This is a genomic window from Dissulfuribacter thermophilus (assembly GCF_001687335.1).
Lineage (GTDB): Bacteria > Desulfobacterota > Dissulfuribacteria > Dissulfuribacterales > Dissulfuribacteraceae > Dissulfuribacter > Dissulfuribacter thermophilus.
In genome coordinates this window covers 122,611-147,363 of sequence record NZ_MAGO01000007.1, presented here as the reverse complement: position 1 = coordinate 147,363, position 24,753 = coordinate 122,611, and the positions used below count along the sequence as shown (strand labels likewise).

Below are 24,753 nucleotides of genomic sequence, written 5' to 3'. Positions count from 1 at the left end.
AATTTTATTTACTGGCTTACAGTCATGCAACTGGCTGTTAAAATATATAAAATTCATTTTTGCCCCCTTTTGTCGTACAGGACTTAGGTTAAAGTAAAAATGAGGTTAAGACATAATCCGCAATCAACACGACCACACAAGATATTACCACAGAAGAAGTGGTTGCAAGGCTCACTCCTTTTGCTCCAAATCCTCCTGGTCTCTTATGCATATAAAATCCCTGGTAACAGCAAATCACAGCAACCAAGGCACCAAATACCAATGCCTTAATAAAACCTCCAGTCACATCCTGCAACTCAACCGCATTTTCTATGCGATAAAAATATATTCCTCGGTTTATCCCAAGTAGGACTACACCTGTAAGATAACCTCCAATTATTCCTATCACGTCAAAAAAAGCGGTTAAGATTGGAAAACTTATGATAGAGGCCACCAGTTTTGGTGAAAACAAAAAACGTATTGGGTCTATATCCATAGTCTCAAGAGCGTCTATTTGTTCAGAAATTCGCATTATACCAATCTCAGCAGCCATTGAGGAGCCTGCTCTACCTATTACCATTATTGCCGTTAAGGCTGGTCCTAGTTCTCGGATCAGCGAAAGGGCCACAGCAGCACCCAAAAGTCCCTCTGAACCAAATTTTACCAAAGTATAATATCCCTGAAGTCCTAGGACCATACCCGTAAAAAGTCCCACTAAGAAAATGATTAAAAGGGACTTAGAACCTATAAAATACAACTGACTAACAATCTTCTGTAACTGGAACGGGGGTGTAAGTGCCTTGGTAAAACCTATAAGAAAAAATATTGCCATTCCCCCAAGGTCATCAATAAAACTCAAGAATCGAGCCCCAAGTTCCTGTAAAATACGCATTTTCTACTCCTTTAAAGGGATCTATGTAGTATAAATATAATATTTTTCAACTAAATAAAATCGAAATATCTTCAATTCCTCCCAGTTTTTTGGGGAGAAAAAGGGAAATTTAATCTTTGTAACTCATTTTTATCTATTCATTGCACTTTTTTTCTTTTTATGATAGTAAAGATAAAAATTGATGTTGGTCGATCGGTCCCCTATGGAAGCATTATCTCAATGGTCTAATATAATTGATTCTCTAAGCTTACCAGCCGCAGTTCTACAAGCTGATAAGGTAATTTATACTAACAATCTATTTTGTACAATTTGTGGCACAAAAGGCTTAACGCTACCTGCAAACATTAAGGAATATCTAGGCCCTCTTTTCCCAAAAATAGAACATTTTTTGTTAAAAAACGACCTCAGAGACCTTCCTAGAAATATCACAATATGTGTGCCCCATGAATGCCAGTTGCCTGGAAAATTTTTCCTGACATTTGAACTACAATGGCTAAACCCACCGAAAGAATTGCTCCTTTTAACGATAAAGGATTCTAATCATCGAGAAATCTTGAAATACATACCAATTATTGCATTCACAGCTGTTCATGGTCCTGAGACAGCAATCCTTACTTATATTTCTCCCAAAATCCAAGAATGGACCGGACGGCATCAAAAGGAATTTTATCTAGATACCAAATTAATTTATAACTATGTCCATCCAGAAGATAGAACCTATGCTATAAAACACCTCAAAAATTTTTTCTTAAAAAGCAAACCGTTAGATATAACATTTCGATTATTAAATGATAAGGGTGGCTTTAGATGGACCCATTGGAGTGGATCGCTAATGAATACCTCACATGGAGATGATTTTTTATTTGGAGTTATAGAGGATGTAACTTGCAAAAAGGAGGCAGAACTTGCCCTAATCAACTCTTATGAAAGGTATCGAATGATCTTTGAACACTCCCCAATAGGCATAGGATGTTTCGATAGGACAGGAAAAATTGTTGACTGTAACCAATATCTTGCTGATCTTTTAAAGGTTAAACGAGACCAACTCATCGGGTTCAATGCCTTATCCTCGTACAATCCAATTCTCAGGGGAATGCTCAAACGCACTTTAAGGGGTGAATTTCCCAAATATACCGGCCCATACACATCCACTATTTCTAGAGAACAGGTATACATATCAGCAACAGGGATTCCCATTAAAGATGATAACGAAAGGGTCATCGCCGCAATTGCCTTAGTCGAAAACATGGAAGAAAGAAGGGGGCTTGAATTATCCCTTCGAAAAGAACGGGACTTTACCAATGCAGCTCTCGAAAGCGCTAATATCCTTTTAGTTATCGCAGACTCATCTGGTAATATACAGAAAATAAATCGAGTAGTAGCTGAGATTACGAAAAGAAGTGAATCAGAACTAGTGGGCAAGAAAATCTGGGAAGTACTTATTCAAAAAAGTGATAAGGCCGCCATGCAAAAGGCATTTAGTGTTGCCCTAACGTTTGATAAAGCAGGCCCAATCGAAATAAATTGTGAAACAAAAAATGGGGCCATTATCAATGTCTCTTGGACCCTGACTTCACTTATAGATGACAACAATGCTGTCGATGCCATAGTTTGTACAGGGGTTGACATTACGGAAAGAAGAAAACTGGAATCTCAGCTACGGACTGCGCAAAAAATGGAGGCCATAGGAAGGTTAGCCGGTGGTATTGCACATGAATTTAACAATCTTCTCATGGCAATTCTTGGCCAATGTGAACTCCTTTTGATGGATATATCCGAGGAAGCTCAATTAAGAAAAAAGGTGATGGCTATTCAAAAAACCGCTAAAAGGGCCTCTAAAATCACCCGCAATCTCCTTGCTTTTAGCAAAAAGGCTCCTATAGCTTTGGGTCCAATTAACTTAAATACAGTTGCAAATGAAGTGGTAGCACTGCTCAAAGGCTGGGAAGAAGATGGCATAAAAGTTTCAATTGAAACTCCTTCTGAAAAGCTGGTCGCTCTCGCAGATAAAGACTTACTTTGTCAGGCACTTATAAATATTTTATCAAATGCAAAAGACTCCATGCCTAATGGAGGCTCTATAATTATCGAGACAGGAAAAAAACAATTCTTCCAGGACGAAGCCGACAGACTCCAACTCACTCCTGGAGAATATTGTTATTTTAAAATCAGAGATTTTGGCTGTGGTATGAGTAGAGAGGTACTTGAGCGAGCCTTTGAACCATTTTTCACCACTAAGCCTTTTGGAGAAGGAAAAGGGCTTGGACTATTTCTTGTCCACGGAATCGCGAAACAACTTGGAGGAAAGGTTTTTATAGAGAGTTCAGTTGGATACGGAACTTCTGTGTATTTCTATGTGCCGGCTATCCATGAAGATATGGATATTTTACCTAATCCGGATGGAGAGAAGGTATTATTTAATCCCCAGCCCAAGGATTTTTCCAATCTGACTATTTTACTTGTTGAAGATGAAGACATGATAAGAGAAACTCTAGCCGGTCATTTAGAATCCCTGGGGGCAAGGGTAATCAAGACAAGATTAGGGGAAGAGGCTATCAACATTCTTCGATATAGCGAATATGAACCTGATCTACTGATAGCAGACCTTGCACTCCTCGGAATGGACGGCAAAAGACTATTAAAAGAGGCAAGGGCATTTTATCCTGAACTTCCTGGAATAATTATATCAGGCTATCCTATAGATATTGCCATGGACGTGGATCTCGATCCAGAATTGACCATGTTTTTGAAAAAGCCATTTTCAGTCCACGATTTGACTAGAGCTATCAAGGAAATACTTAGTCAAAAACTATTTCGTTATTGTTCTAGTAATTAATAAATCATGTCCTGATGGATATTGAAACACTCGAAGATCAAACTCTGAGATTGCAGACAAGAGGTGGTCAAATATGTCTGCCTGAATTGCCTCATAATTCGCCCATCTTGTATCAGCGGAAAAAACGTATATCTCCAATGGTAGCCCCTGTGGGGATGGAGGCAGTTGTCTGACTAAAAAAGTCATATCCTTTCTTATAAGAGGATGTTCTTTAAGGTAGGCAACACAATAGGCCCTAAAAGTACCTATGTTTGTGAGCCTTCTACCGTTAACAGGGCTGTCCGTCTCCGAAATACCATGGGCCGAATTGTATTCTCTCAGTTCTCTTTCCTTTTGCTCCAGATATGGCCTTAATATCTTAATCTTCTTTAATCGTTCTATTTCTTCATCTTCTAAAAATCGTATACTCAACTGATCAATCAATATTGATCGCTTTATCCTCCGCCCACCAGATTCTTCCATACCCCGCCAATTTTTAAAAGAATCCTGGATGAGTTTGTAAGTAGGGATTGTTGTTATAGTTTTATCCCAGTTTTGGACCTTTACTGTATGAAGGGCTAGTTCAATAACCTCACCGTCTGCCCCATATTGAGGCATTTCAATCCAATCTCCTACATGGATGAGATCATTGGTTACAATCTGAATGCTGGCAACAAAGGAAAGTATGGTATCCCTAAATACTAGAAGTAGTACTGCAGTTAGGGCGCCTATTCCACTCAAAATAGCCCATGGAGACTGATCAATTAGTACACATACTATGAGCACAGTCCCCATTACATAAAAGAATATCTTTATTATCTGGATATAGCCTTTAATTGGTCTCTTTCTTGATATTGGATATCGCTCATAAATGGAAAGAGCCGCAGACAACACCCTATCAATGACGAGAATTAATATGAAAAAACAGTACGCACTCACTACGCGCTGAATCATAGGGGACACATTTGGAAATAAATGGGACCCATAATAGATGACAAGAGCCGGAGCAAGATATATTAAAGTGTCTAAAACTCCATGCTGTACAAGAACGTCATCAATATCTGTCTTTGTCTTTTTTATCCAAAAGTGGAGGCTTCGGACAATGAATTTCTTGGTAATCCATATACTGAGCCAGGATAAAACAGCTATAAATGCAAATAATAGTAAATTCTTGATTGGCAACATCCCATGTATATATGTGTAGATCGTTGTCATAGCTAAAAATACTAATTAAAGATATAATGATTTCCCATGGACAATACGTACTTCTCGCTCTTTACATAAGGTAGAAGGAAGAAGGTAGAAGCAAGCACTGCCCACACCAAAGCCCTGCGGCCAACTGGGATCGGTCCTGAAATCTTGAATTTTGAATCTTGAATTTTCTTCTCCCTTCTCCATCTTTTCCCGTTTCATCCTACGAGCTGTGCTAATTGGCACATGAACGTTTATAGGCTCCTCTTTGGCTTCGATCTTTGGCAAACTTGCAAGCTGCCTAATCAGAGTTTAAGCTTGGTTATCTCAAGCTGTTCTGTTCAAAATTATCAGGTAAATAAAAAATAATTCAAGGAGTAGGTATTATGCAAGCAAAATCAGTGGGTATTGTTGGTCTTGGCTATGTTGGTCTTCCACTGGCCCTTGCCTTCGGCACAAAGGTTAGAACTATTGGCTTTGATGTAGATAAAAGAAAGATTGAAAGTTACAAAAATGGAGTTGACCCTGCAGGGCTAATTACTCAGGCAGATTTTAAGGCAAGTCAACTAGTGAAATTTACTAACGATGCGTCACTGCTCAACGGCGTTGAAATGATCATTATAGCTGTACCAACTCCTATCGATGAAAGTAAGGCCCCTGACCTCAGCTATCTTGAAGGGGCATCCATCATTACAGGCAAAAATTTGTCGAAGGGGACAGTAGTTGTCTATGAATCCACAGTCTATCCAGGGGTCACAGAAGAATTTTGCGTTCCTATTTTAGAGAAATATTCAGGGCTAAAATGCGGAACAGATTTTAAGGTAGGCTATTCTCCAGAACGAATCAATCCAGGTGACCCTGACCATACCCTTGAAAAGATCGTAAAGGTTGTGTCAGCCCAAGACCCCCAGACACTAGAATTTGTAGCCAACACTTATGAAATGGTGGTAGAGGCCGGAGTTTATAGGGCCCCAAGCATAAAGGTTGCTGAGGCAGCAAAAGTTATTGAGAATACTCAAAGGGATCTCAATATTGCCCTAATGAATGAACTAGCTCTCATATTCAACAGACTTGGTATCGATACCCTAGAGGTACTTAAAGCGGCAGGGACAAAATGGAACTTCTTGCCTTTTAGACCAGGCCTTGTTGGGGGCCACTGTATTGGGGTCGACCCCTACTATCTAACCCACCTCGCAAAACGAATTGGTTACCATCCAGAAGTCATACTCGCAGGCAGAAGAATCAATGATTCTATGGGCATATACGTTGCTCAAAGGACTATAAAAGAGCTTTTAAGACAACGAATCCCAGTTGAACAGGCAAAAGTTGCAGTGCTTGGGGTCACATTTAAAGAAAATTGTCCTGATATTAGGAATACCAGGGTAGTAGACATAGTAAATGAAATAAGGGATTATGGAATAGTACCGAAGATCCACGATCCACTTGCAGCCAAAGAGGAAATAAAGGAAGTCTTCTCTATAGAACCTGAAACAGAAGTCCCATTAGATGTCGATGCACTTATATTAGCAGTCCCTCATAAAGAATATGTTTCTATGCTTAATGAAATAGTGGATTCTTTTAAAAAGAAAAACAAAGGAGTAATAATGGATGTAAAATCAGTAATACCTTTACATACTTTTAAAGGCACAGGCATAGTACACTGGCGACTGTGATTTAATTAGAGAGAAGGAAGAAGGGAGAAGCATTTTAAAGATGTTGAGTTTTGAGTGTTGAGTTGAAGGAAAAAACTTTTTTAACTTCTTCCTTCTACCTTCTGCCTTCTACCTGTTATTAGTATTTTCGAGGTGTATCATGTTAAAAACTGAGCAAAAAAAATTATTAATAAAAATTGCAAGGGATTCCATTGCATCTGAACTCTTTGATAGCCCATTAATGCTACCTGCCATTACAGACAAGGAACTTCTTGAGCCTCGAGGGGCATTTGTAACATTAAAAATCAAAGGTAGCCTCAGAGGCTGCATTGGCACCTTCGTTACCAACAAGCCCCTTATCGAGGTAGTGTCAGACATGGCTATACAGGCTGCGTTTCATGACCCTAGATTCAAACCCCTAAGCCCAGATGAATTTAAAGCAATAGAAATAGAGATCTCGGTCCTATCTCCTTTAAAGGAAATCAGTTCTATAGAGGAGATAGAGGTGGGCACCCATGGTATTTACATTATTAAAGGACCTTATGGAGGGGTACTGTTGCCACAGGTGGCAGTAGAGTACGGCTGGGATAGAATCCAATTTCTTGACCAGACGTGTATAAAAGCGGGCTTATATCCTGGTTGCTGGAAAGACCCTGATACCAAAATATTGATTTTCAGCGCAGAGATATTTGACGAAACGTGTAATCAATCAAAGGGGTGCCAATAGCCAGCACCTCAAATTGTACCTTAGACTTCTCTGTGTAGGCCCAAAGGCTGCCAAATATATCCAGGAGGTACAAGATTCGTACGACGAGACAGGTACGGAATCCTGTGAGTTATCTTTGAAACTTCTCTTTAAGCCTCTCTTCAACGAGCTTTGGTACAAGTCCGCTCAGATCGCCACCAAATTTTGCTGCCTCTTTTACAATAGTTGAACTTATAAAGATCCATCTAAAACCAGTCATCAAAAATACTGTCTCTATATCGCGAGAAAGCTTTCTATTCATGAGGGCCCTTTGAAGTTCAGAATCAAAGTCAGACACTGCCCTAAGCCCCCTCAAGATAGCACAGGCACCGATTTTTTTTGCAAAATCTACTACAAGCCCATCAAAACTCATGACCTTGACTCGTGGATCCTTTCCGGCAGTATTGCGGAGGAGATCTAAACGCTCTTCCACCGAAAAAATTGGAGTTTTCAAAGGGTTTTCTCCAATGGCAACAATAACCTCATCAAAGATCTTCAGAGCCCTCTCAATGAGATCGAGATGTCCATTTGTTACTGGATCAAATGTCCCTGGATATACTATCTTCTTTTTCATCTCTCCTTTCCCACAAATGTACAACAGTTCTTCCGTATCTTCGTGCTCCTAAATCCCTCAAACCAAAGGATTCTCCACTTGGTCCCTTACCCCATTCTTCTTCTAAAACAAATATCCCGCCAAATGATAATATGTCGTGGGACATAACTCTATTTAGTGCCATAGTTGACATACCTTTTCCATAAGGTGGATCTGCGAAAATAACATCAAAGGGCCCGAGGCTTTTTATCTTTCGCCAAGGAAAGTCCCTCTTAATGAGATCCAGACAAAAGGGTTTGGCCCTGTCGATCATCGAAGAAATCTTTAAATTTTCTCTTAAAATATCAAAGACATATCTATTTGATTCAACAAAAACAGCAAGCTCTGCGCCCCTTGACAAGGCCTCTATGCCAAGGGCCCCTGTCCCGGAAAAAAGATCTAGAATCTTTTTTCCCTCAAATCCTCCTCTGTCCAGGAGCACATGTTCGAGCCGGTTAAAAATAGCCTCTCTAACCCTGTCTGTAGTTGGCCTCGTTCCCCTCCCTTTAGGAGATTTCAGTCTAATTCCACCAATCCGCCCACCTATAATTCGCACCTCTTACTCCGAAGCCCATTCTCCCGTGTCCATCAAATAAGCGTGGCCAACGAAAGAATGGTTTAATCAATCATCGAAATCTCCCTCAGGTCCTCTGTCTCTAGATATGGCCTTTGCCTTTTCCCTAATTTTTTCCTCGGTCCACTCCTCTGGATTCTCAATCCTTTCAGCTTTAGGACCAAGATCATAACTTCCCTTCTCGCATATAAGATCTATTGCAAGCTGGGCAGTATCCGTTGCATTAAATACATCCGTCAAGAGGTGATAAACAAAATCCTCGACTCTTTTGGCCATGCGCTCTCTCACTTCACGAGACTGGCCTAGAAGTTTATTTTCAAAGGGGAGGTTCAGCTTTTTAAAATTGCCACCCTTCAATCCCTTTTCCTTGGCATATGATAGCATCTCCTCCCAAAGCTCTTCAGTAACCCCTTCTCCTGGGATCTTCTTTGGAGTCCCGTCCTCATTTAATACAGCATTACCATAGTCATTGACCTCTACCCCCCAAGAGAGCATCTGAAGGGCTGTAGCCACATTGGCCTTAGTGGTATTCGTCTTCTGTGCTATTTCCTTTAGTCTCTCAGAGCTGTTACCTGATGTGCCATGTTGCGCACCAGACAACTTATAGGGCTCTAGGGCCTTATGGATCTCTTGGGTAAGAGCCACCTGAATACCCTGATCACTATCCTGAATGCCATGGGTTGTACCATTATTCAATGCAATCCAGTCTGGAAATATGTTGTGAGCATTAAGTCCCTTTATTAAAAAGAGTGCTTCTTCAGGAGTGCTCAAACCTTCTTTCCCTTTGATCTCTCCAACTTCTGTCTCATAGCCAGCCCAAGTGGGCACATATGGGGATAGTTCAATGTTGGCAAGGAGATTTTCGTCATCATTCATATGAGAGGCATCAATAGCTATTGAGGTAATGCCAGCATCGAATATGGACGGAATTTCTATCTTTGCTGCCTCAACATCTTCTTTCTTTTTAATCCCATAGTGATCTGCATGAATTGCCACTGGAACTGTTATCCCTAATTCATTCATTAGCTGATCAGTAATTCTGGCCAAATTCCAGAAATTTATTGCACAATAAGCATTTCTCCCTCCCTCAGACTTTGCAATTTCAATGATTATGGCTGCATTTGCCCTCTGAGCTGCGAGAAGAGCACCTCTAATAACAAAGTAATTCCTGCCATTTGCAGCAATGGTCATGGCCTTACCCTTTTTTAACAAGGCCCTATCAATTACCTTTCCACTAACTATAAGAGCCTTAGAATTTGGAAAGAGCCTTTTTACATTGGGAGGTCTACCAACCTCTAACGCCCTCTCAAAGTCTCTGGTGGCCATACCGCACCTCCTTTATTAAATTAGAAATACCTTTTGAAATCCAAAATAATATCAAACCAGTGAATTTATATTCCCCTGCGGTAAACCGCAGGGGCGGTCTTTACACCTAAATCCTGCAATTGCCAAGTTTGCCCAAGATGCGAGCCCCGAGCAAAATTGGCAATCCCAAAGGGCAGTGAAAAAGAGAAAAAGCAGGATTTAAGTTACACCAATAATTCTGCTATCTGCACTGCATTGGTGGCAGCACCCTTTCGGATATTGTCTGCCACAATCCATAGATCGAGACCATTTGGATTGGAAATATCATCCCTAATTCTTCCCACCAATGTTAAGTCCTGGTCTTCGGCAACTAATGCCAGGGGATATTGGAATTTTTCTGGATTATCAACAACTTTAACTCCGGAGGCCTTTGATAGAATATCTCTGGCCTTCTCAGCACCTACCTTTTTCTCAAACTCAATATTCACTGCCTCGCTGTGGCTGTAGAAGACAGGCACTCGTACACATGTTGCACTAACCATTATATCAGGGTCTTCGAGGATCTTCCTAGTCTCGTTGACCATCTTCATCTCTTCTTTTGTGTATCCATTTTCCTGGAACACATCGATGTGAGGCAGACAATTGAAGGCAATCTGATGGGGATATGCATTGTACTCATACTCGCCTACATAACCGTAAGACATCCCAGAACTGGCCTTGGGCGCTACATTCTCCCCTTCCCTACGTCTCCTGTCCGTCCACATTAAGACTTGTTCCTCAAGCTCACGAATTGCCTTAAGTCCAGTACCAGACACTGCCTGATAGGTGGACACCACAATGCGCTTGATCTTTGAATAGTCGTAAAGCGGCTTTAAAACCACAACCATCTGGATAGTTGAACAATTGGGGTTTGCAATGATTCCCTTTTTTGAGGCCTCTTTAACTGCATGGGGATTTACCTCTGGCACTATTAGTGGCACATCAGGGTCCATTCGCCAGGCACTTGAGTTGTCAATTACAGTCGCTCCTGCCTTTGCAGCAGATGGGGCATAGGTCTTTGATCTGTCGCCACCAGCGGAAAAGAGGGCAATCTCAACTCCTTTAAAGGAATCATGGTCTAATTTTTGTACAGGTATTTCTTCCCCCTTAAATTTTAGTTTCTTACCGACAGATCGTTCTGAGGCGAGAAATTTGATTTCCCTGACAGGGAAATCCCGCTCTTCAAGAACCCTTATCATCATCTGGCCAACAGCGCCTGTGGCCCCTGCAACTGCAACACTAAATCCTGTACTCATTTTTTCTTGGCCTCCTGTCTACACTACGAAAGTGCTCACAGGCCCTCTTTTTCCTCTGTGTTGAGATGTGCGATGTTCAAGAAACATCCAAAAGGCCCTGTAAGCACTCACTTAAAAATGTTTTATGAAACACTGACTGTTACTAGAGCCGGGAGTAGTTACTACACCCCTTCTTTTACGTACTTTGCAACCAAGTCTCCTACCTCAGTGGTGCTGTAGCCCATCTTACCAGCAGACAGGCTCTTCAGGTGCTTTGAAACCACTTCTTTTACGGCATTTTCAATGGCCGCGGCTGCCTCTCTTTCTTCAAGGTAATCTAGCATCATCTGGCCTGCACAGATAGCAGCAAGGGGATTGATGACATTTTTACCTGTATATTTGGGGGCAGACCCACCTATGGGCTCAAACATTGAAACGCCTTCAGGATTTATGTTACCACCTGCTGCTATTCCCATGCCTCCCTGAATCATGGCTCCTAAGTCTGTGATAATATCACCAAACATGTTATCAGTAACGATCACGTCAAACCACTCAGGGTTTTTTACCATCCACATACATGTGGCATCCACGTGGGCATAGTCTGTCTCTATATCTGGATACTCTTTTGCCACTTCATAGAAGGTTCTTTCCCAGAGATCAAATGCATAGGTGAGGACATTAGTCTTTCCACAAAGCGTGACTTTTTTCTTCTTGTTGCGCCTACGAGCATATTCAAAGGCAAAACGTATACAACGCTCAACCCCTTTTCTTGTATTGATGGACTCTTGGATTGCCACTTCATCAGGAGTGCCCTTCTTGAGCACCCCGCCTGCTCCTGCATAAAGCCCCTCTGTGTTTTCCCTTACAACTACAAAATCTATATCCTCTGGGCCTTTATCCTTAAGTGGGGTATCAACTCCGGGATAGAGCACAACGGGCCTGAGATTTATATATTGGTCCAAGGCGAAACGAAGGTACAGTAGTATTCCTTTTTCAAGTATTCCCGGTTTTACATCTGGGTGACCTATTGCGCCGAGATAAATGGCATCGTACTTTTTCAATTTATCTACCGCATTCTCAGGCAACACTTCGCCAGTCTTTAAATATCTGTCTCCACCATAGTCAAACCATGTGTATTCGATATCAAAACCAAAACGCTCTTTTGCCGCATCAAGCACCTTGACACCTTCACGAACGACCTCAGGTCCTGTTCCGTCTCCTGGTATTACTGCTATCTTGTATTGCTTCATAGTATCTTAAACCTCCCGTGTTGTTTATCCTCTTACACTACAACCTGTACAATCACAGGCCATTTTTCCATCAGAACCTTTCTTCATTCCTTTTAATATATGCGCAATAAGCCCCCCGTCTCGTATGAGCTCCTGCATAAATGCTGGTATGGGCTGGGCTTTATAGGTCTTTCCTGTTGTAAGATTTCTTATCTCTCCATTATCTGCATCGACTTCCAATTCGTCTCCTTCATTTATCTCGCGAGCCGCCTCACTGCACTCAAATATAGGGAGCCCCATATTAAATGCGTTTCTATAAAAAATCCTTGCAAAACTTGGGGCAATTACACACGAGACCCCTGCAGCCTTAATTGCAATGGGTGCATGCTCTCTTGATGAACCACAGCCAAAATTTTTCCCAGCAACAATTATGTCCCCAGGTTGAACTTTGTTTGGAAATTCTCTGTCAGCATCCTCCATGCAATGCTTTGCTAGTTCTTGAGGATCGGATGTATTTAGATACCGTGCGGGGATAATTGCATCTGTATCTATATTTTCGCCAAACTTCCAGGCCTTCCCCTTAAATAGCATACAACCTCCTTTTCTAGAGATTTCAGACCATAGCTGTTATATTATTTTATTATTTTTTCCGCAAGGAGAAAAACACACAAACTCTTACATCAGTGTCTTCTGACTGAAATCAAGAGCCACTGGGAAAAATGCAACTTCAAAAAAGACTTATTCTAAAAACAGAAAGATATGAAGTGGTCTTACCGTATTTAACGCGTTTAATGTGCTCCTATGTTATCGTTAAATTGATAATTTTACCAATAACCTTTACCACTATATCCGGTATATTCCATCCAGTAATAGGATTAGACGAAACGCCTTGCCGAACTATAAAAAATATAGTCGATTTTTTGAATAAATAATACCAATCAAAGCAAGCATGGACAAAGGGAACTTTTCTACAAAAAATGAGCATTAGAAACAAAATCACATTAAGTCCAAATCTTTTTGTCTGGACAGCAACACAGTAGCGCCTTTCAAGTAGGCTGTTTAAATTTTCATTTAAGAACACAAACTTGATCCAATGTTTATATCCGTACCCAAAAAAAACAATTCAAAAAAATCGATATGGATCTATGAAGATCAACCTCTTGATATGCTCGAAATAAATTATTATTTTTTATCTTGTGAAAAAAATTTATTAAAGGAGTTCATTAAAAAAACTAAAGAAAAATTTTTAAAAAACCGATCTGATATAAGGTAGAATCTTTTTTCAAATTATTTGAGTTTAGGAGGTCTTATGATGAAAATAAAAAAATCCTTAAAAAACCAAGGTGGCTTTACCCTTGTGGAAATGGCCATAGTGTTAGTCATTATTGGATTAATTGTAGGAGCTATTATGAAAGGACAATCTCTTATTCAAGAAGCTAAGGTCAAAAATGTCATTAATCAAGTAAATGGTTTAAGGGCCGCTATTCTAACTTTTTATGACCGTTATGGTATGTATCCTGGCGATGAAAATCTTTCTAATATTCCTGAAGGCGATCAACACAATGGGAATGGAAATGGGCAGGTAGATACTACTGAAGGTTATTACCTATTCGAAGACCTTCGGCTCTCAGGTCTAATAACGGGAAGCTATAGTGGAAATTCTGGCGATACACCTCATCACGTTTTCGGAGACAATATCTATTTTTATTGGACAACTCCTACTGGGGGTACTGCAGGTCACTGGTTCAAACTGGATAATCTTCCCTGGGATGTAGCAATGGAAATCGATCAGAAACTTGATGATGGTATATACAATACGGGCTCAGTGATTGCAAATGAACAATATGTTTCGAGTAGCGGTAGTATTGGAAGCCTATATATTAAATTCTAAAATACATTTGTTGTTAGGCTACAATATCCGATATGCCGCAAACTGCGCTCCCCATTGGCCAGCTCCTTAAGGAGCACGGGCTTATTGAAGAAAATGAGATTGAATTTGCTCTCCAAGAGCAAAAGGCCACTGGGGAGCGCCTAGGAGAGTGTCTTACACGCCTTGGCCTTGTCACAGAGACCGAGCTCTCCAAGGCCCTTGCAGCACAAAGTGGTCTCCCTTTTATTGATCTTAGGACATTTACCCCTGATCAAGAGTGCCTAAAGCGTCTGCCTGTACAGGCTGCAAGACAAAAAAAGATTCTTCCTCTCTGGATTGACGGTGCGGAGATCCACGTTGCAATCTCGGATCCCTACGATACGGGAATTCAGGAAATAGTCTTTAGGCTTACTGGTCTTCAGCCTAGGCCACACATAGGCGCAAGAGATGAGCTTGAAAAACTCATTGAGTGGTTCTATCACCTTTTGGAACACCCTGCGGATGAGGCCATTGAAGAGGTCACCACAAGGTTGAGGACCAATCCAAACGCTAATATAGATGTTAACCAGCTAGTTGACCTAATTTTGACGTCAGCTGTTAGCAAACGCACCACAGACATCCACCTTACCCCAAGCGATGTCTCTTCCAGAGTCATGTTTAGGATTGATGGAGTACTACGGCCTGCTCATGTATTTCCATCATCAATCCATCATAGGCTCATAACCAATATCAAGGTGCGTTCTGGAATGGACATTTCTGAACAGAGAAAACCCCAAGACGGCCGAATGACCTTCGAATTTCTGGGAGACTCCTTTGACATAAGGGTCTCTTCTGTACGAACAAATTTTGGGGAAAATATGGTTCTTAGGCTTCTACCATCAAGAGGGGGAAATGTCCTATCCATTGTGGACCTTGGTTTTGAAGATGACCAACTGAAAAAGATACGGACCCTATTTGCCAGACCCCATGGGATGGTCCTTGTTACAGGGCCAACAGGCAGTGGTAAGACAACCACCCTCTATGCAGCTCTCAGAGAACAGGATGCCATAGGGAAAAACATAATTACAGTAGAAGATCCAATAGAATATGAATTCCTTATGATAAGACAAACCCAGGTTAACGAGCGGGCTGGCTATACCTTTTCATCTGCTATTAGAACATTTTTGAGGCAAGACCCAGATGTGATACTGGTAGGGGAAATCAGGGATGAGGAAACGGCAGTACTGGCAACCAGGGCTGCCCTCACAGGTCACCTAGTGCTGTCTACCCTCCATACCAATACTACCCTAGGAGCCATCGCGAGGTTGATTGACCTTGGGATCTCTCCATATCTACTCTCTACTTCTCTAATAGGTGTAATTGCCCAGCGGCTTTTGCGCAGGTTGTGTCCAAAATGCAAGGAGCCCTATGATCCTGAACCAGGTCTCCTAAAAGAACTCAATCTGCCGCCAGATGGCACATTTTATAGAGCAACAGGATGTCCGGAGTGTCAAAATACAGGATATTCAGGCAGAACAGTAGTTGGAGAGGTGTTATATTTATCCAAAACAATCCTTACACTCATTGCACAGGAAGCGCCACTGGGAGAAATAGAAGCACAGGCGCGTAAGGAAGGTTTTTACGACTTTGCCCAGGCAGGTATAAAAAAAATCACCAGGGGAGAAACGAGCATTGAAGAATACCAGAGGGTAATCGGATAATGCCACACTACATCTATGAGGCCCTCACAAATACTGGTGAAAGGATAAAAGATGAAGGAGAATACCCTTCAGTAGGGGCATTGTATCAGGATCTCAGGCAAAGAGGCCTTACGCTCTTAGACTACAAAAAAAAATTTTCTTTTGATCTCTCTTTTATTCCCCAAAAGATAAAACGTCCCATTCTGGCGGAATTTTTCAGAAACTTGAGCCTCCTTATAAGGGGTGGAGTGCCAATAAAACAGGCAATTGAGGACCTTTACAAGAGCCCAGGTGACCCTGCTCTCAAAAAGGCTTTGGGTAAGATATTAAAGAGGATTGACGAAGGCCAACTCCTTTCAGAGGCTATGAAAGAGCAGCCTAGGGTGTTTGGTAAAATTGTCCTCGTACTCGTCACCATAGGGGAAGAGACCGGTTCTCTTGACAGGACCCTTGAAGATGCCGCAACACATATTGAGAGAGTTGAGGAGATTATCTCAAATACAAAAAGGGCCATTACATATCCAGCCTTTGTTGCAACTGCTATGACAGGGGCTCTCATATTTTGGATGCTTTATGTCCTTCCTCAGATCCTATCTCTATTCACAGGGCTTGGGATGAAGAATCTTCCCCAAACCACAAAGCTACTCATAGTTTCTGTTGACATATTTAAGGTCTATTGGCAGGTAATCCCCCTGTCAGTATTTGCCCTTTTAATCCTTTATATTGTCTCAAAGAAGAATGATCGCCTCAAATACTATTGGGACCTTATGTGGTCATATATGCCTATTCTGGGAAATGTCCTTAAGGCCTCACAACTCGCCTTCTTCTTTGAATACTTGGCTCTCCTTACCAAGGCGGGGATAGATATTGTGAGAAGCCTTGAGATCATGGAAAAATCTGTCAGCCATCAGGTACTCAAAAGGGCAATTAATTCGGTTAGGATGGATGTCATGGATGGAAATGGACTCACTGAGTCATTTTCAAAGATAAAATTGTTTGAACCATTCATCTTGAGGATGATTGGAGTGGGCGAACAGACTGGGGATATGCCTGGCCAGCTCCAAATACTTGCAAGGTTTTATCTTGATAAAGTAAATAAACTTGTGGATGCTATGGCAAAGACTCTTGAACCAGCCTTAATTGTGGTATCAGGGCTCATATTTGTTATTATTGCCCTGGGACTCCTAGGGCCAATTTATGAACTCATGGGCAAGATTCAGTAATGGAACAGGCAAGTAATCATTTAGATTATCTCAACTATTTTGGCTTCAGAGAGCATCCCTTTAAGCTCTTGCCTGATCCTTCCTTTTTCTTCCCTGCCAAACCACACCTTCGAGCAAAAGAGGTCCTTGTCTTTGGAATAAATCGAGGAGAGGGTTTCTTAGTCCTGACCGGAGAGGCCGGCACTGGAAAATCCTTACTCTTAAGGATGTTTATTGATGAACTCCCGCCAGACAAGGTTACAGCAGTAGTGGTTGCACCCACAGTTTCACCCCGTGGGCTCCTTAAACTAATCTTAGAAGAGATAAACATCAATGTTGAAAACGACTGTGAAACAGCCTTTTTATTTAAAAAATTTGAAAAGGCAATTATTGAACTTGCAGCTGAAGGAAAGGAACTTGTAATTATTATAGATGAGGCCCAAAATCTGCCAATAGAGACCATTGAACAGTTACGGCTTCTGTCAAATATAGAGACAGGTAAAAAAAAACTTCTCCAGATCCTTCTCCTAGGACAACCGGAATTAAATGATATCCTAAAATCCAAGGGCTTAGGCCAGTTGGTACAGAGGATTACTGTAAACGAACACCTTAGACCCCTAAATAAAAGTGAAACACAAGAATACATAACCTTTAGATTAAACAAAGCCGGCAGAGGAGATATCGAAATCACTTCATCGGCTTTAAACTGCGTTTTTAATTATACTAAAGGGATCCCAAGGCTCATAAATAAACTTATGGACCGAGCCCTATTAGTAGCTGCATCAAAACGATGTAAAAGGATCACCAAAGAAATAATAAAGAACGCACGTGAAACCTTGCCTGAGCTATTGACCGAAAAATCCAATAAATCCTATTTGCCTATCCTATTTAGTCTTGTTTTAGGATTCACCCTATTTTTTTTGGGACTAAATCTGATAATTCAAAAAAATATATTTCATTCCCCAAAGGGGATTCTTAACATTTTTAAGAGCAACTTCTCCAGTGAAGAAAAAAAGTCACAGGTAGCCATAATTCGGGTAAAAAGAGCTATTGTCAGAGAAGGACCAGGAAGGATGTTCCCTCAACTGACTACCGCCGCCTTAGGTGACAGATTTAATGTGGTCAATGAAAGAGAAAGTTGGGTGGAGATAACTGTATTTGATGCAAAAGGTAACAAAAAACATGGTTGGATCAGAAAAGATCTTATCATTCTTGAAAATTAAAATGCGGCTACTTGAATATAACGCCTTTGAAGGACAATGGCGGTCCTTTTTTATCGCAAAGGAGGGAAAGGGGCCTCTCAAGGTAATTTCTCATGAGAACTTTTTTGAACCTGGTCATAAAAAAGAAGACCTATTTGTGAGTATATTATCTAAAAACTCTCACATAATGTTATCAGATTTTCCAAAGACAAAAAAAGAAATCCTCAGACTGCAGATAAACGAAAGAATTCGACAAGAGGCCCTTTTAGAAGAGGGGATGAACCTGGTTCACAGGATTAAGAAGATCTCGAGTACCGAAGGCCAAGAAAGGCTTTCTATAGTCTCTCTGTCCGCTGCTGATATATCCGTTCCCCTTGATATCGCTTTAAAAAATAAAAATATTAGGATTAAAGGCATATTTTCAGAAATATCATCTATTGCAGGGCTCCTAGGAGCTATCACTAAAGGGCCTGTCATGGCAGCCATCTTTAGAGAAAAAGGGCTTGAGATCCTGGTAACCAGGGAAAAAATTCCACTCTATAGCCAAATTATACCCCTTGACGTCACAGGAAGCGTTGACCTCACCATGCTAGAACAAACCTTTGAACTTGTGCGTCAAAATGTGGAAAGACTACACAATATTCAAGTGCAAAAGACCATTTGCCTTGGCCCAGGCAGAGAGATATGTCCTAAAAAGATCGGTAATAAAGAATTTTGGGAACCAGATTTCAAAAAGATCATTGAAATTTCTGACCCTTCCCTGATCCTCAAACATCCAGGTGCATTTGGTGCATACTTTGCCCTCAAAGAATACGATTTTACCCCTTCTATCTTTAAGACTGCTTATGTCATAAGAAGAGTTAATTCATTTGTCTCAGGCGCACTTGTTTTAAGCGCACTTTTTACTGGCATATTAGGCTTTAATCTCTATAGAGAAAACAAGAAACTTTATAAAGAATACACCTTTCTTTTAAAGAACGTTACGTCAAAAAAAGAAAAATTAGAGGCTATTTTGCCCAGCAATACAGAAAAGGCCCTTATTGAAAGGTATGTTGATATCTACAAAAAAAGCGTAGAGCAACCACGGCCTCATGAGGTACTTTTGAGACTTGCATCCTTCCTACCCAGTGAGGTCAAGATATTGTCCTTTGAGATAAAAAGGGAAAATACTGCAATTTCAAGGCCCACCCCTCCACCTTCTACGTACATGCCCCAGTCATCATCAATCCAATTTACCTCTCCTATAGACCGCCTCTTCAATATGCCTCTCAAGATGGATATAGTCCTGGTGACACAAGGCACATTTATGCAGACAAGAACAAGATTTGAAGAGACAATTTCCAATATTGCATCTATTTATAGTGTAAAGAATGTAAACTGGGATTACGATAAGATCAGTAGAAAAGGAAAACTTAGTTGTACTATTACACTTCAGGGGAAAAAGGGAGAAGGCAATAGGGCGTGATGCAGCGGATTCCAACACCATCCTTAAAGACTATTGTAATCGAGTCTGTTTGCGTAATCCTTTTTTGTGTATCATTTTTTTTCTTTTTATATTATTCAAACGATAATAATTCTTTAAAAAAGGCGATTTCCGATCTCAGATTAAAAGACTCTGAACTTTATCGCCTGAATCGATCCCTTGAAGACTACTCTGCAATAAAGGCCTGGCTCCTCCCATGCAATCAATTTAAGACTCCCATGCTCTGGGAAGAAGTTGATATCTCTTTTGATAGCTTAAAGTTCAGTGAACTCATACATCATCTGAACTTTTTAAACAGAGACATAAAAAAAGTCTATCACAAAGACGGTATCTTTCTCTTAGAGCATATGAAAATGAATGGCGTGAGTGAAGATTTCAGGACAACTGACCAGGGTACAGACAATAGGGCATCTGGGCCTAAGACAGTATTTGAAATTAAAGGCTACCTATTATCTACATGCGGAGATAACTAGCATGAAAGACTGGATAGTCCTTTTCACACCACTAGCCGTGCTTTTTTGGGGTGCTCTTGCCTCTATATTCTTTGCCCAAACGCTTTCCAGCCCTAATTACCGGTCAGTTTCTGTTTCAAGGTGGTATTTCAATGCATCCAATCTTTTAGAATTAAAGAAAAAAGAGAGAAAAGAGACACAATTTAGCCACTTAACTATCCCGTCAGGGGCGAGTAGTCCATTTTACTATGAATCTCAAAAGATGATGAAAACTACAGTCAAAGAAGAAACTGAAAAATTACCGGAACTTGAACTTACAATGATAATCAGTATAGGAAGTTCTAAAAAGCTTTGCAGGATAAACGGCACTCTATATGAAGAAGGCGAAAGCGGACCTAACTTCAAGGTGCTAAACATACTAAATGATAGGGTGAGAGTGCTTGGAGAAAACCATGAGATCCTTACAATCAAATTCAAAAAAGATGACGGGGATTCAGCTATTGTTACAAAAACAAAAACTAATTAACCTTTTTATCTTATTCATAATTATGCTCGTTTTACAGGGCTGTGCTCCGTCATCAAGGATAGGGGGGAAAACACAAATAAGGCCTCCATCACCTACTCATAACTACAACTCTCATAAAGAAAGCGGAGAAAAAAGAATTTCATCAAACAAAACTCACGAAAATATTAATGACCTTTGGCCTATTTCACAGGAACTCAAACCCAAATTTAAGGAACTTTCACCACTAGATTTTCAAAAAGTCACCATGTCTTTTGTGGAAGAGGACTATAGAGTGGTACTTCAGGCCCTATCTCACGCCGCAGGCCTTAATCTCATAATAGATTCAGATGCAGAGGAACTGCTAAACGAAGGCCGAACCCTAACAGCTGAATTTCAGGAAAGACCTCTAAGATCAGTACTAGACTACGTATGCAAGGCAATGGATCTAACATGGAAGGAAAAGGATGGCACCATTTTTATACACGGATACGAAAAGGCAGTGATCAATCTTGACTTTTTGAATTCTATCCAGGAATCAAAATTCAATGTGGGAGGAGATGTACTAGGTGGGGGTTCTGCTGGTGGAGATATTAGCAGTGGCGACATCCTGACCCCCCTTAAAGGAAATTTTGAACTTTCTGGGGGAAAAATGGCTCAAGACTCCGATATCTATGAGGAAATAGAAGGAGTAGTAGCTGATCATATTGGAGATGATGGAAAGTTTTTTCTAAATCGCTCTACAGGCACCCTCATGTTAATAGCAAGGCCCCACGCAGTAGATGAAATTAAGGAATATCTCCAACACGTCCGTGAAAAATATAGAAGGCAAGTCCTTATCGAAGCCAAAATTCTAGAAGTGAATTTAGATGACTCATATTCACTGGGCATAGACTGGAGATCTCTCGAAGGCACCATCAGTAAAAGCGCTCTACAGCAAAACGGAGCAACCTTTACTCTGACAAGCAAGGCAACAAATGACAATTCCTTAATTTATGGAATACACATCACAAATAAATACTACGACATTACTACAGTGCTTCACGCCCTTGAACAATATGGTCAGGTCAAAACACTTTCAAATCCACGGCTAAAGGTCCTGAATGGTCAATCTGCACTCATTAGTGTTGGAAGATCGGTATCTTATTTAAAGAGTTTTGAGATCCAGACCACCAGCACAACTGGAGGAACTACAGACATTAATCCAACAGTTGAAATAGGCGCAATTTTTGATGGGATCCTCCTTGGAGTTACCCCTGAAATTGAGGAATCAGGTATGGTGAATCTCCACATGGTTCCAATTAAGAGCGACATAATTTCATTGGAAGAAAAGGAATTTCAAGGGGGAAACAGATATGCCTTTCCAGTAGTTAATCTAAGGGAGGCATCCACAGTGGTAAGAGTACGATCTGGAGAGATGGTGATACTCGGAGGGTTAATTCAAGACAAAAATTTTAAAAACTCTAGTGGATTGCCGATACTTGACAGACTCCCAATCCTTGGGAAGGCCTTTAAATTTCAACAACAAAGACGTCAACGTGTAGAGCTTGTGATAATCCTTTTAATACAAGTAATAAACTCATGAGCAGACTCTTTGAGACACTAAAACGCCTCGAGGCACAGGGAAAATCCCTTGATGATCCTGTAGTGACCGCAGAGAAAAATATTGGTGAAGATCCATCCTTAAAAAATACTTCGAATCTCATAAAAAGGCTTAGACTACCCGTAGCCATTCTCCTTATGTCAGCCTTAATTGGTTATCTTCTATCTACCTGGATCTTAGATTACATTACTGTGGATACAAATAACAGTTCAAAAAAAATGAATAATTCCCGTGCGATTATAGAGCAGGTATCTGAGAAACATCTTAACAAAAAGAATAAGTTACCCTCCTCATCTCTAAAGCGTGAAGTACCAAAGATAACTATTAATAACATTTCAAAGACTAATTTGGTCTTAAAACCAAAAGGGAATCAGGTAACGAATACGACAAAGTCTAAACTAGAACTTAAAAACCTATTAAACGAAATACAAAGCTTAAAAGGAAAGACTACAAAAGCTGAAGGACAATCTAAGACTAACAGGGAAAAGAGCCTATCCCCAAGAGCAGAAGAAAAAATAACCATAAAGGATCCATATGCCTCGCAAAAGACCCTAAAACTCATTCAGCTAGCAGAAGAATTGAGGATGAGTGGAGACCTCAATGGCTCTGTCAATATCTATAGAAGGCTTTGGAAGGAGACCCATAGTCCCCTTGTGGCAAACAATCTAGGCGCCATCCTCATACTTATGGGTAAATACAAAGAAGCAAAAAATCTTCTTGAAACTGCCATAAAGCTTTCGCCGGATGATGAGGACCTCAAATATAACTTGAGATTGGTTAACTATCTGAATAAACAAATTGAGCATTAATAAATTTATAAGAGATCTGAAACAAAAACAGGAGCAATCAAATGCACAAAAAAAATGGCTTTACTCTCATAGAGATGGCAATAGTCCTCGTGATTATAGGTCTTCTTGTCGGCATGGGGACAGGGCTATTAAAAATCCTTATAAAAAAAGATAAAATCTCTGAGACTAGAGGAGACCTTAAGACCGTTTACAATGCAATTCTTGGATATACAAAGTCAACGAAAAGACTCCCTGCAAACCTTAATGTCCTTGGAGTAAAGACAAAAGATGCATACAATGAAGACTTTCTTTACTTTGTGGCCTCAGGTATGACCTCATCAGATCTTTGTACCACCAAGGGATCTTATCTGACAGTATTGGACAAAGGCGTCCAAAAATCAAATGTAGCATTCATAGTATTTAGTAAAGGGGAAAACCACTGTAATCAGACAGGGAATAGTACATCCGCAGTATTTCGAATCCTTCAGCCAGGTACCATGACCAGCGGCTGCCCGCAGGGACAAGTGGAATATGACGATGAAGTACGCTATGCCGATATAAATACATTGAGAGACATGGTATGCAACCCCTTTAAAATAGTCACAGAGATCCTCCCCTATGGGATGGAAGAATACCAGTATCCTACAAGTCATCTCGAGGCCACTGATGGAACGCCTCCCTATTCCTGGTCCATTGTTTCAGGTCATCTTCCGCAAGGCTTGAATCTTGACAATAACGGCACGATCTCAGGGATCCCTATAGAAGACGGCACATTTAACTTCACAGTCCAAGTCAAGGATGCTGAAGGCCGAACGGCCACAAGAAGTCTATCTATAACAATAAATCCAAATGATCCTGTGATTTCAACTTTGTATCTCAACTATGGGATCGTAAACCATTCTTACAGTGCTGTTCTTGGGGCTTCTGGAGGTAAAGAGCCCTACAAATGGCACATCAAAAGCGGTTCTCGTCTTCCTCTAGGTCTCTCATTGAATGGAAACACTATTTCTGGAACTCCCACCCAATCAGGTACATATTCATTTACCATAAAGGTCCGGGATGCTAGAGGAAGAACCACGGAAAGAACTTTGTCGATTGCTATTAATGATGAATTCTCTGGTAGCACTAATAGTAATGGATCGGGCAGCGGAAGTGGAAGTGGAAACAATGGCAGCGGAAATCAAGCGTGCAATTCGTATACATTGACGATAATTCAAGCGGCATACAGTGGTGATTACATTGAATCAATGCTGACTGATCGCGATTGCGTAGACTTAAGAAAAAAACAATTTAATAAAAGTTTTACGTTAGCTCCTCAAACTATAAGATTGTATAAAAAAAGCGATTGTCGAGCAAGTTCTACAGTTAGTAGGATTGATTTGGTATCAGCTGATTCAGATGGAGATTGCAAAGTCTATATTCTCTGTAATGGAGATAAAGACAAATGTCAAATTTTAAACTCAGCAAAAGTATATTGCTGGAAAGCCAAATTTGAAACAACAAATAAAAAAAGATATTTAAAGATTAGTTCTAGCAATTGTAAAAAATCCAAAATAATCAATGGTCCGAACAACATAAGAGTTTTTCCAAGTAGATCTGACTGTAGATCCAATAAAAATCAACTTTGTGAATATAATTTCAATACTTACTTTCAATTATCTGAAGATAAGGATTTGGATTGCAGGGTAAAGATAGACGACAATTGTAATTTATCTAATGATTGA

The 24,753-nt window shown here is 40.5% G+C and carries 22 protein-coding genes; 13 read left to right on the top strand and 9 right to left on the bottom strand.

What is annotated here, in order from left to right:
* Nucleotides 1-88: 88 nt before the first annotated feature.
* The gene (locus tag DBT_RS07595; RefSeq protein ID WP_067618635.1) at nt 89-871 is read right to left on the bottom strand and encodes an MlaE family ABC transporter permease; all 783 of its coding nucleotides are present in this window, start codon (nt 869-871) and stop codon (nt 89-91) included.
* 388 nt (nt 872-1,259) lie between these two features.
* On the opposite strand from DBT_RS07595, the gene DBT_RS07590 reads away from it, so the two are divergent.
* The gene (locus tag DBT_RS07590; RefSeq protein WP_161939936.1) at nt 1,260-3,707 is read left to right on the top strand and encodes a PAS domain-containing hybrid sensor histidine kinase/response regulator; all 2,448 of its coding nucleotides are present in this window, start codon (nt 1,260-1,262) and stop codon (nt 3,705-3,707) included.
* Here DBT_RS07590 and DBT_RS07585 read toward each other — a convergent pair.
* Both DBT_RS07585 and DBT_RS07580 read right to left on the bottom strand, forming a co-directional pair.
* Nucleotides 3,681-4,901, bottom strand: a complete 1,221-nt coding sequence (locus tag DBT_RS07585; RefSeq protein WP_067618629.1) for a mechanosensitive ion channel family protein — start codon at nt 4,899-4,901, stop codon at nt 3,681-3,683. The genes DBT_RS07590 and DBT_RS07585 overlap by 27 nt on opposite strands.
* Before the next feature lie 15 nt (nt 4,902-4,916).
* Nucleotides 4,917-5,165, bottom strand: a complete 249-nt coding sequence (locus DBT_RS07580; RefSeq protein WP_067618626.1) for a hypothetical protein — start codon at nt 5,163-5,165, stop codon at nt 4,917-4,919.
* Nucleotides 5,166-5,263: 98 nt separating this feature from the next.
* Here DBT_RS07580 and DBT_RS07575 point away from each other — a divergent pair, with 98 nt between their 5' ends.
* Together DBT_RS07575 and amrA are read left to right on the top strand one after the other, a co-directional pair.
* Nucleotides 5,264-6,550: a nucleotide sugar dehydrogenase gene (locus tag DBT_RS07575; protein WP_067618623.1), complete on the top strand. Its 1,287-nt coding sequence runs from the start codon at nt 5,264-5,266 to the stop codon at nt 6,548-6,550.
* A 139-nt stretch (nt 6,551-6,689) separates the two neighbouring features.
* Nucleotides 6,690-7,256, top strand: a complete 567-nt coding sequence (amrA, locus tag DBT_RS07570) for an AmmeMemoRadiSam system protein A (protein WP_067618620.1) — start codon at nt 6,690-6,692, stop codon at nt 7,254-7,256.
* Between the two features lie 109 nt (nt 7,257-7,365).
* On the opposite strand, the gene coaD is transcribed toward amrA, so the two are convergent.
* The 6 genes from coaD to leuD all read right to left on the bottom strand — a co-directional run bounded on the left by coaD (nt 7,366) and on the right by leuD (nt 12,839).
* Nucleotides 7,366-7,848: a pantetheine-phosphate adenylyltransferase gene (gene coaD, locus DBT_RS07565; protein ID WP_067618617.1), complete on the bottom strand. Its 483-nt coding sequence runs from the start codon at nt 7,846-7,848 to the stop codon at nt 7,366-7,368.
* Entirely contained in the window at nt 7,814-8,422 is a 609-nt protein-coding gene (gene rsmD / locus DBT_RS07560) for a 16S rRNA (guanine(966)-N(2))-methyltransferase RsmD (RefSeq protein ID WP_083186701.1), read from the bottom strand. Before rsmD ends, coaD begins: the two co-directional genes overlap by 35 nt.
* 66 nt (nt 8,423-8,488) lie before the next feature.
* Nucleotides 8,489-9,766, bottom strand: coding sequence for a class II fructose-bisphosphate aldolase (locus tag DBT_RS07555; protein ID WP_067618614.1), 1,278 nt, complete (start codon nt 9,764-9,766; stop codon nt 8,489-8,491).
* A gap of 203 nt (nt 9,767-9,969) precedes the next feature.
* Nucleotides 9,970-11,040: an aspartate-semialdehyde dehydrogenase gene (locus DBT_RS07550; protein WP_067618611.1), complete on the bottom strand. Its 1,071-nt coding sequence runs from the start codon at nt 11,038-11,040 to the stop codon at nt 9,970-9,972.
* A gap of 161 nt (nt 11,041-11,201) precedes the next feature.
* A complete protein-coding gene (locus DBT_RS07545) occupies nt 11,202-12,269 on the bottom strand; it encodes a 3-isopropylmalate dehydrogenase (protein WP_067618608.1) in 1,068 nt (355 codons plus the stop codon).
* A 24-nt stretch (nt 12,270-12,293) separates the two neighbouring features.
* Entirely contained in the window at nt 12,294-12,839 is a 546-nt protein-coding gene (leuD, locus tag DBT_RS07540; RefSeq protein WP_067618605.1) for a 3-isopropylmalate dehydratase small subunit, read from the bottom strand.
* Between the two features lie 718 nt (nt 12,840-13,557).
* Here leuD and DBT_RS07530 point away from each other — a divergent pair.
* Genes DBT_RS07530 through DBT_RS07485 form a run of 10 tightly spaced genes read left to right on the top strand, consistent with a single transcriptional unit; the run spans nt 13,558 to nt 24,753 of the window.
* Nucleotides 13,558-14,139, top strand: a complete 582-nt coding sequence (locus tag DBT_RS07530; protein WP_067618598.1) for a type II secretion system protein — start codon at nt 13,558-13,560, stop codon at nt 14,137-14,139.
* Nucleotides 14,140-14,171: 32 nt separating this feature from the next.
* Entirely contained in the window at nt 14,172-15,818 is a 1,647-nt protein-coding gene (locus DBT_RS07525) for a GspE/PulE family protein (RefSeq protein WP_067618595.1), read from the top strand.
* Complete coding sequence (locus tag DBT_RS07520) at nt 15,818-17,020, top strand: type II secretion system F family protein (RefSeq protein ID WP_067618592.1); 1,203 nt, start codon at nt 15,818-15,820, stop codon at nt 17,018-17,020. Before DBT_RS07525 ends, DBT_RS07520 begins: the two co-directional genes overlap by 1 nt.
* Nucleotides 17,020-18,222 carry an AAA family ATPase gene (locus DBT_RS07515; RefSeq protein WP_067618588.1) on the top strand — a complete coding sequence of 401 codons (1,203 nt, stop codon included), beginning with the start codon at nt 17,020-17,022 and terminating at the stop codon, nt 18,220-18,222. The genes DBT_RS07520 and DBT_RS07515 overlap by 1 nt, the downstream gene beginning before the upstream one ends.
* Nucleotides 18,161-19,666 (top strand): hypothetical protein, encoded by a 1,506-nt coding sequence (locus DBT_RS07510; protein WP_067618585.1) that lies wholly within the window; start codon nt 18,161-18,163, stop codon nt 19,664-19,666. Before DBT_RS07515 ends, DBT_RS07510 begins: the two co-directional genes overlap by 62 nt.
* Nucleotides 19,663-20,157, top strand: coding sequence for a hypothetical protein (locus tag DBT_RS07505; protein ID WP_141674248.1), 495 nt, complete (start codon nt 19,663-19,665; stop codon nt 20,155-20,157). The genes DBT_RS07510 and DBT_RS07505 overlap by 4 nt, the downstream gene beginning before the upstream one ends.
* A 1-nt stretch (nt 20,158) precedes the next feature.
* On the top strand, nt 20,159-20,662 hold the full coding sequence (locus tag DBT_RS07500; protein WP_067618579.1) for a hypothetical protein: 504 nt from the start codon (nt 20,159-20,161) through the stop codon (nt 20,660-20,662).
* Nucleotides 20,589-22,223 carry a pilus (MSHA type) biogenesis protein MshL gene (mshL, locus tag DBT_RS07495; RefSeq protein WP_083186700.1) on the top strand — a complete coding sequence of 545 codons (1,635 nt, stop codon included), beginning with the start codon at nt 20,589-20,591 and terminating at the stop codon, nt 22,221-22,223. Before DBT_RS07500 ends, mshL begins: the two co-directional genes overlap by 74 nt.
* Nucleotides 22,220-23,050, top strand: a complete 831-nt coding sequence (locus tag DBT_RS07490) for a tetratricopeptide repeat protein (protein ID WP_067618573.1) — start codon at nt 22,220-22,222, stop codon at nt 23,048-23,050. Before mshL ends, DBT_RS07490 begins: the two co-directional genes overlap by 4 nt.
* 41 nt (nt 23,051-23,091) lie before the next feature.
* Nucleotides 23,092-24,753, top strand: coding sequence for a putative Ig domain-containing protein (locus tag DBT_RS07485; protein WP_067618570.1), 1,662 nt, complete (start codon nt 23,092-23,094; stop codon nt 24,751-24,753).

Bases quoted from the DNA above. Each gene is read 5' to 3' on its own strand.
- DBT_RS07485 (WP_067618570.1), top strand. From the start codon at position 23,092: ATGCACAAAAAAAATGGCTTTACTCTCATAGAGATGGCAATAGTCCTC.
- DBT_RS07525 (WP_067618595.1), top strand. From the start codon at position 14,172: ATGCCGCAAACTGCGCTCCCCATTGGCCAGCTCCTTAAGGAGCACGGG.
- DBT_RS07545 (WP_067618608.1), bottom strand. From the start codon at position 12,269: ATGAAGCAATACAAGATAGCAGTAATACCAGGAGACGGAACAGGACCT.
- leuD (WP_067618605.1), bottom strand. From the start codon at position 12,839: ATGCTATTTAAGGGGAAGGCCTGGAAGTTTGGCGAAAATATAGATACA.
- DBT_RS07575 (WP_067618623.1), top strand. From the start codon at position 5,264: ATGCAAGCAAAATCAGTGGGTATTGTTGGTCTTGGCTATGTTGGTCTT.
- DBT_RS07515 (WP_067618588.1), top strand. From the start codon at position 17,020: ATGGAACAGGCAAGTAATCATTTAGATTATCTCAACTATTTTGGCTTC.
- DBT_RS07530 (WP_067618598.1), top strand. From the start codon at position 13,558: ATGATGAAAATAAAAAAATCCTTAAAAAACCAAGGTGGCTTTACCCTT.
- amrA (WP_067618620.1), top strand. From the start codon at position 6,690: ATGTTAAAAACTGAGCAAAAAAAATTATTAATAAAAATTGCAAGGGAT.
- DBT_RS07520 (WP_067618592.1), top strand. From the start codon at position 15,818: ATGCCACACTACATCTATGAGGCCCTCACAAATACTGGTGAAAGGATA.
- DBT_RS07490 (WP_067618573.1), top strand. From the start codon at position 22,220: ATGAGCAGACTCTTTGAGACACTAAAACGCCTCGAGGCACAGGGAAAA.
- DBT_RS07595 (WP_067618635.1), bottom strand. From the start codon at position 871: ATGCGTATTTTACAGGAACTTGGGGCTCGATTCTTGAGTTTTATTGAT.
- coaD (WP_067618617.1), bottom strand. From the start codon at position 7,848: ATGAAAAAGAAGATAGTATATCCAGGGACATTTGATCCAGTAACAAAT.
- DBT_RS07555 (WP_067618614.1), bottom strand. From the start codon at position 9,766: ATGGCCACCAGAGACTTTGAGAGGGCGTTAGAGGTTGGTAGACCTCCC.
- DBT_RS07500 (WP_067618579.1), top strand. From the start codon at position 20,159: ATGAAAGACTGGATAGTCCTTTTCACACCACTAGCCGTGCTTTTTTGG.
- DBT_RS07585 (WP_067618629.1), bottom strand. From the start codon at position 4,901: ATGACAACGATCTACACATATATACATGGGATGTTGCCAATCAAGAAT.
- DBT_RS07550 (WP_067618611.1), bottom strand. From the start codon at position 11,040: ATGAGTACAGGATTTAGTGTTGCAGTTGCAGGGGCCACAGGCGCTGTT.
- mshL (WP_083186700.1), top strand. From the start codon at position 20,589: ATGAGATCCTTACAATCAAATTCAAAAAAGATGACGGGGATTCAGCTA.
- DBT_RS07510 (WP_067618585.1), top strand. From the start codon at position 18,161: ATGCAAAAGGTAACAAAAAACATGGTTGGATCAGAAAAGATCTTATCA.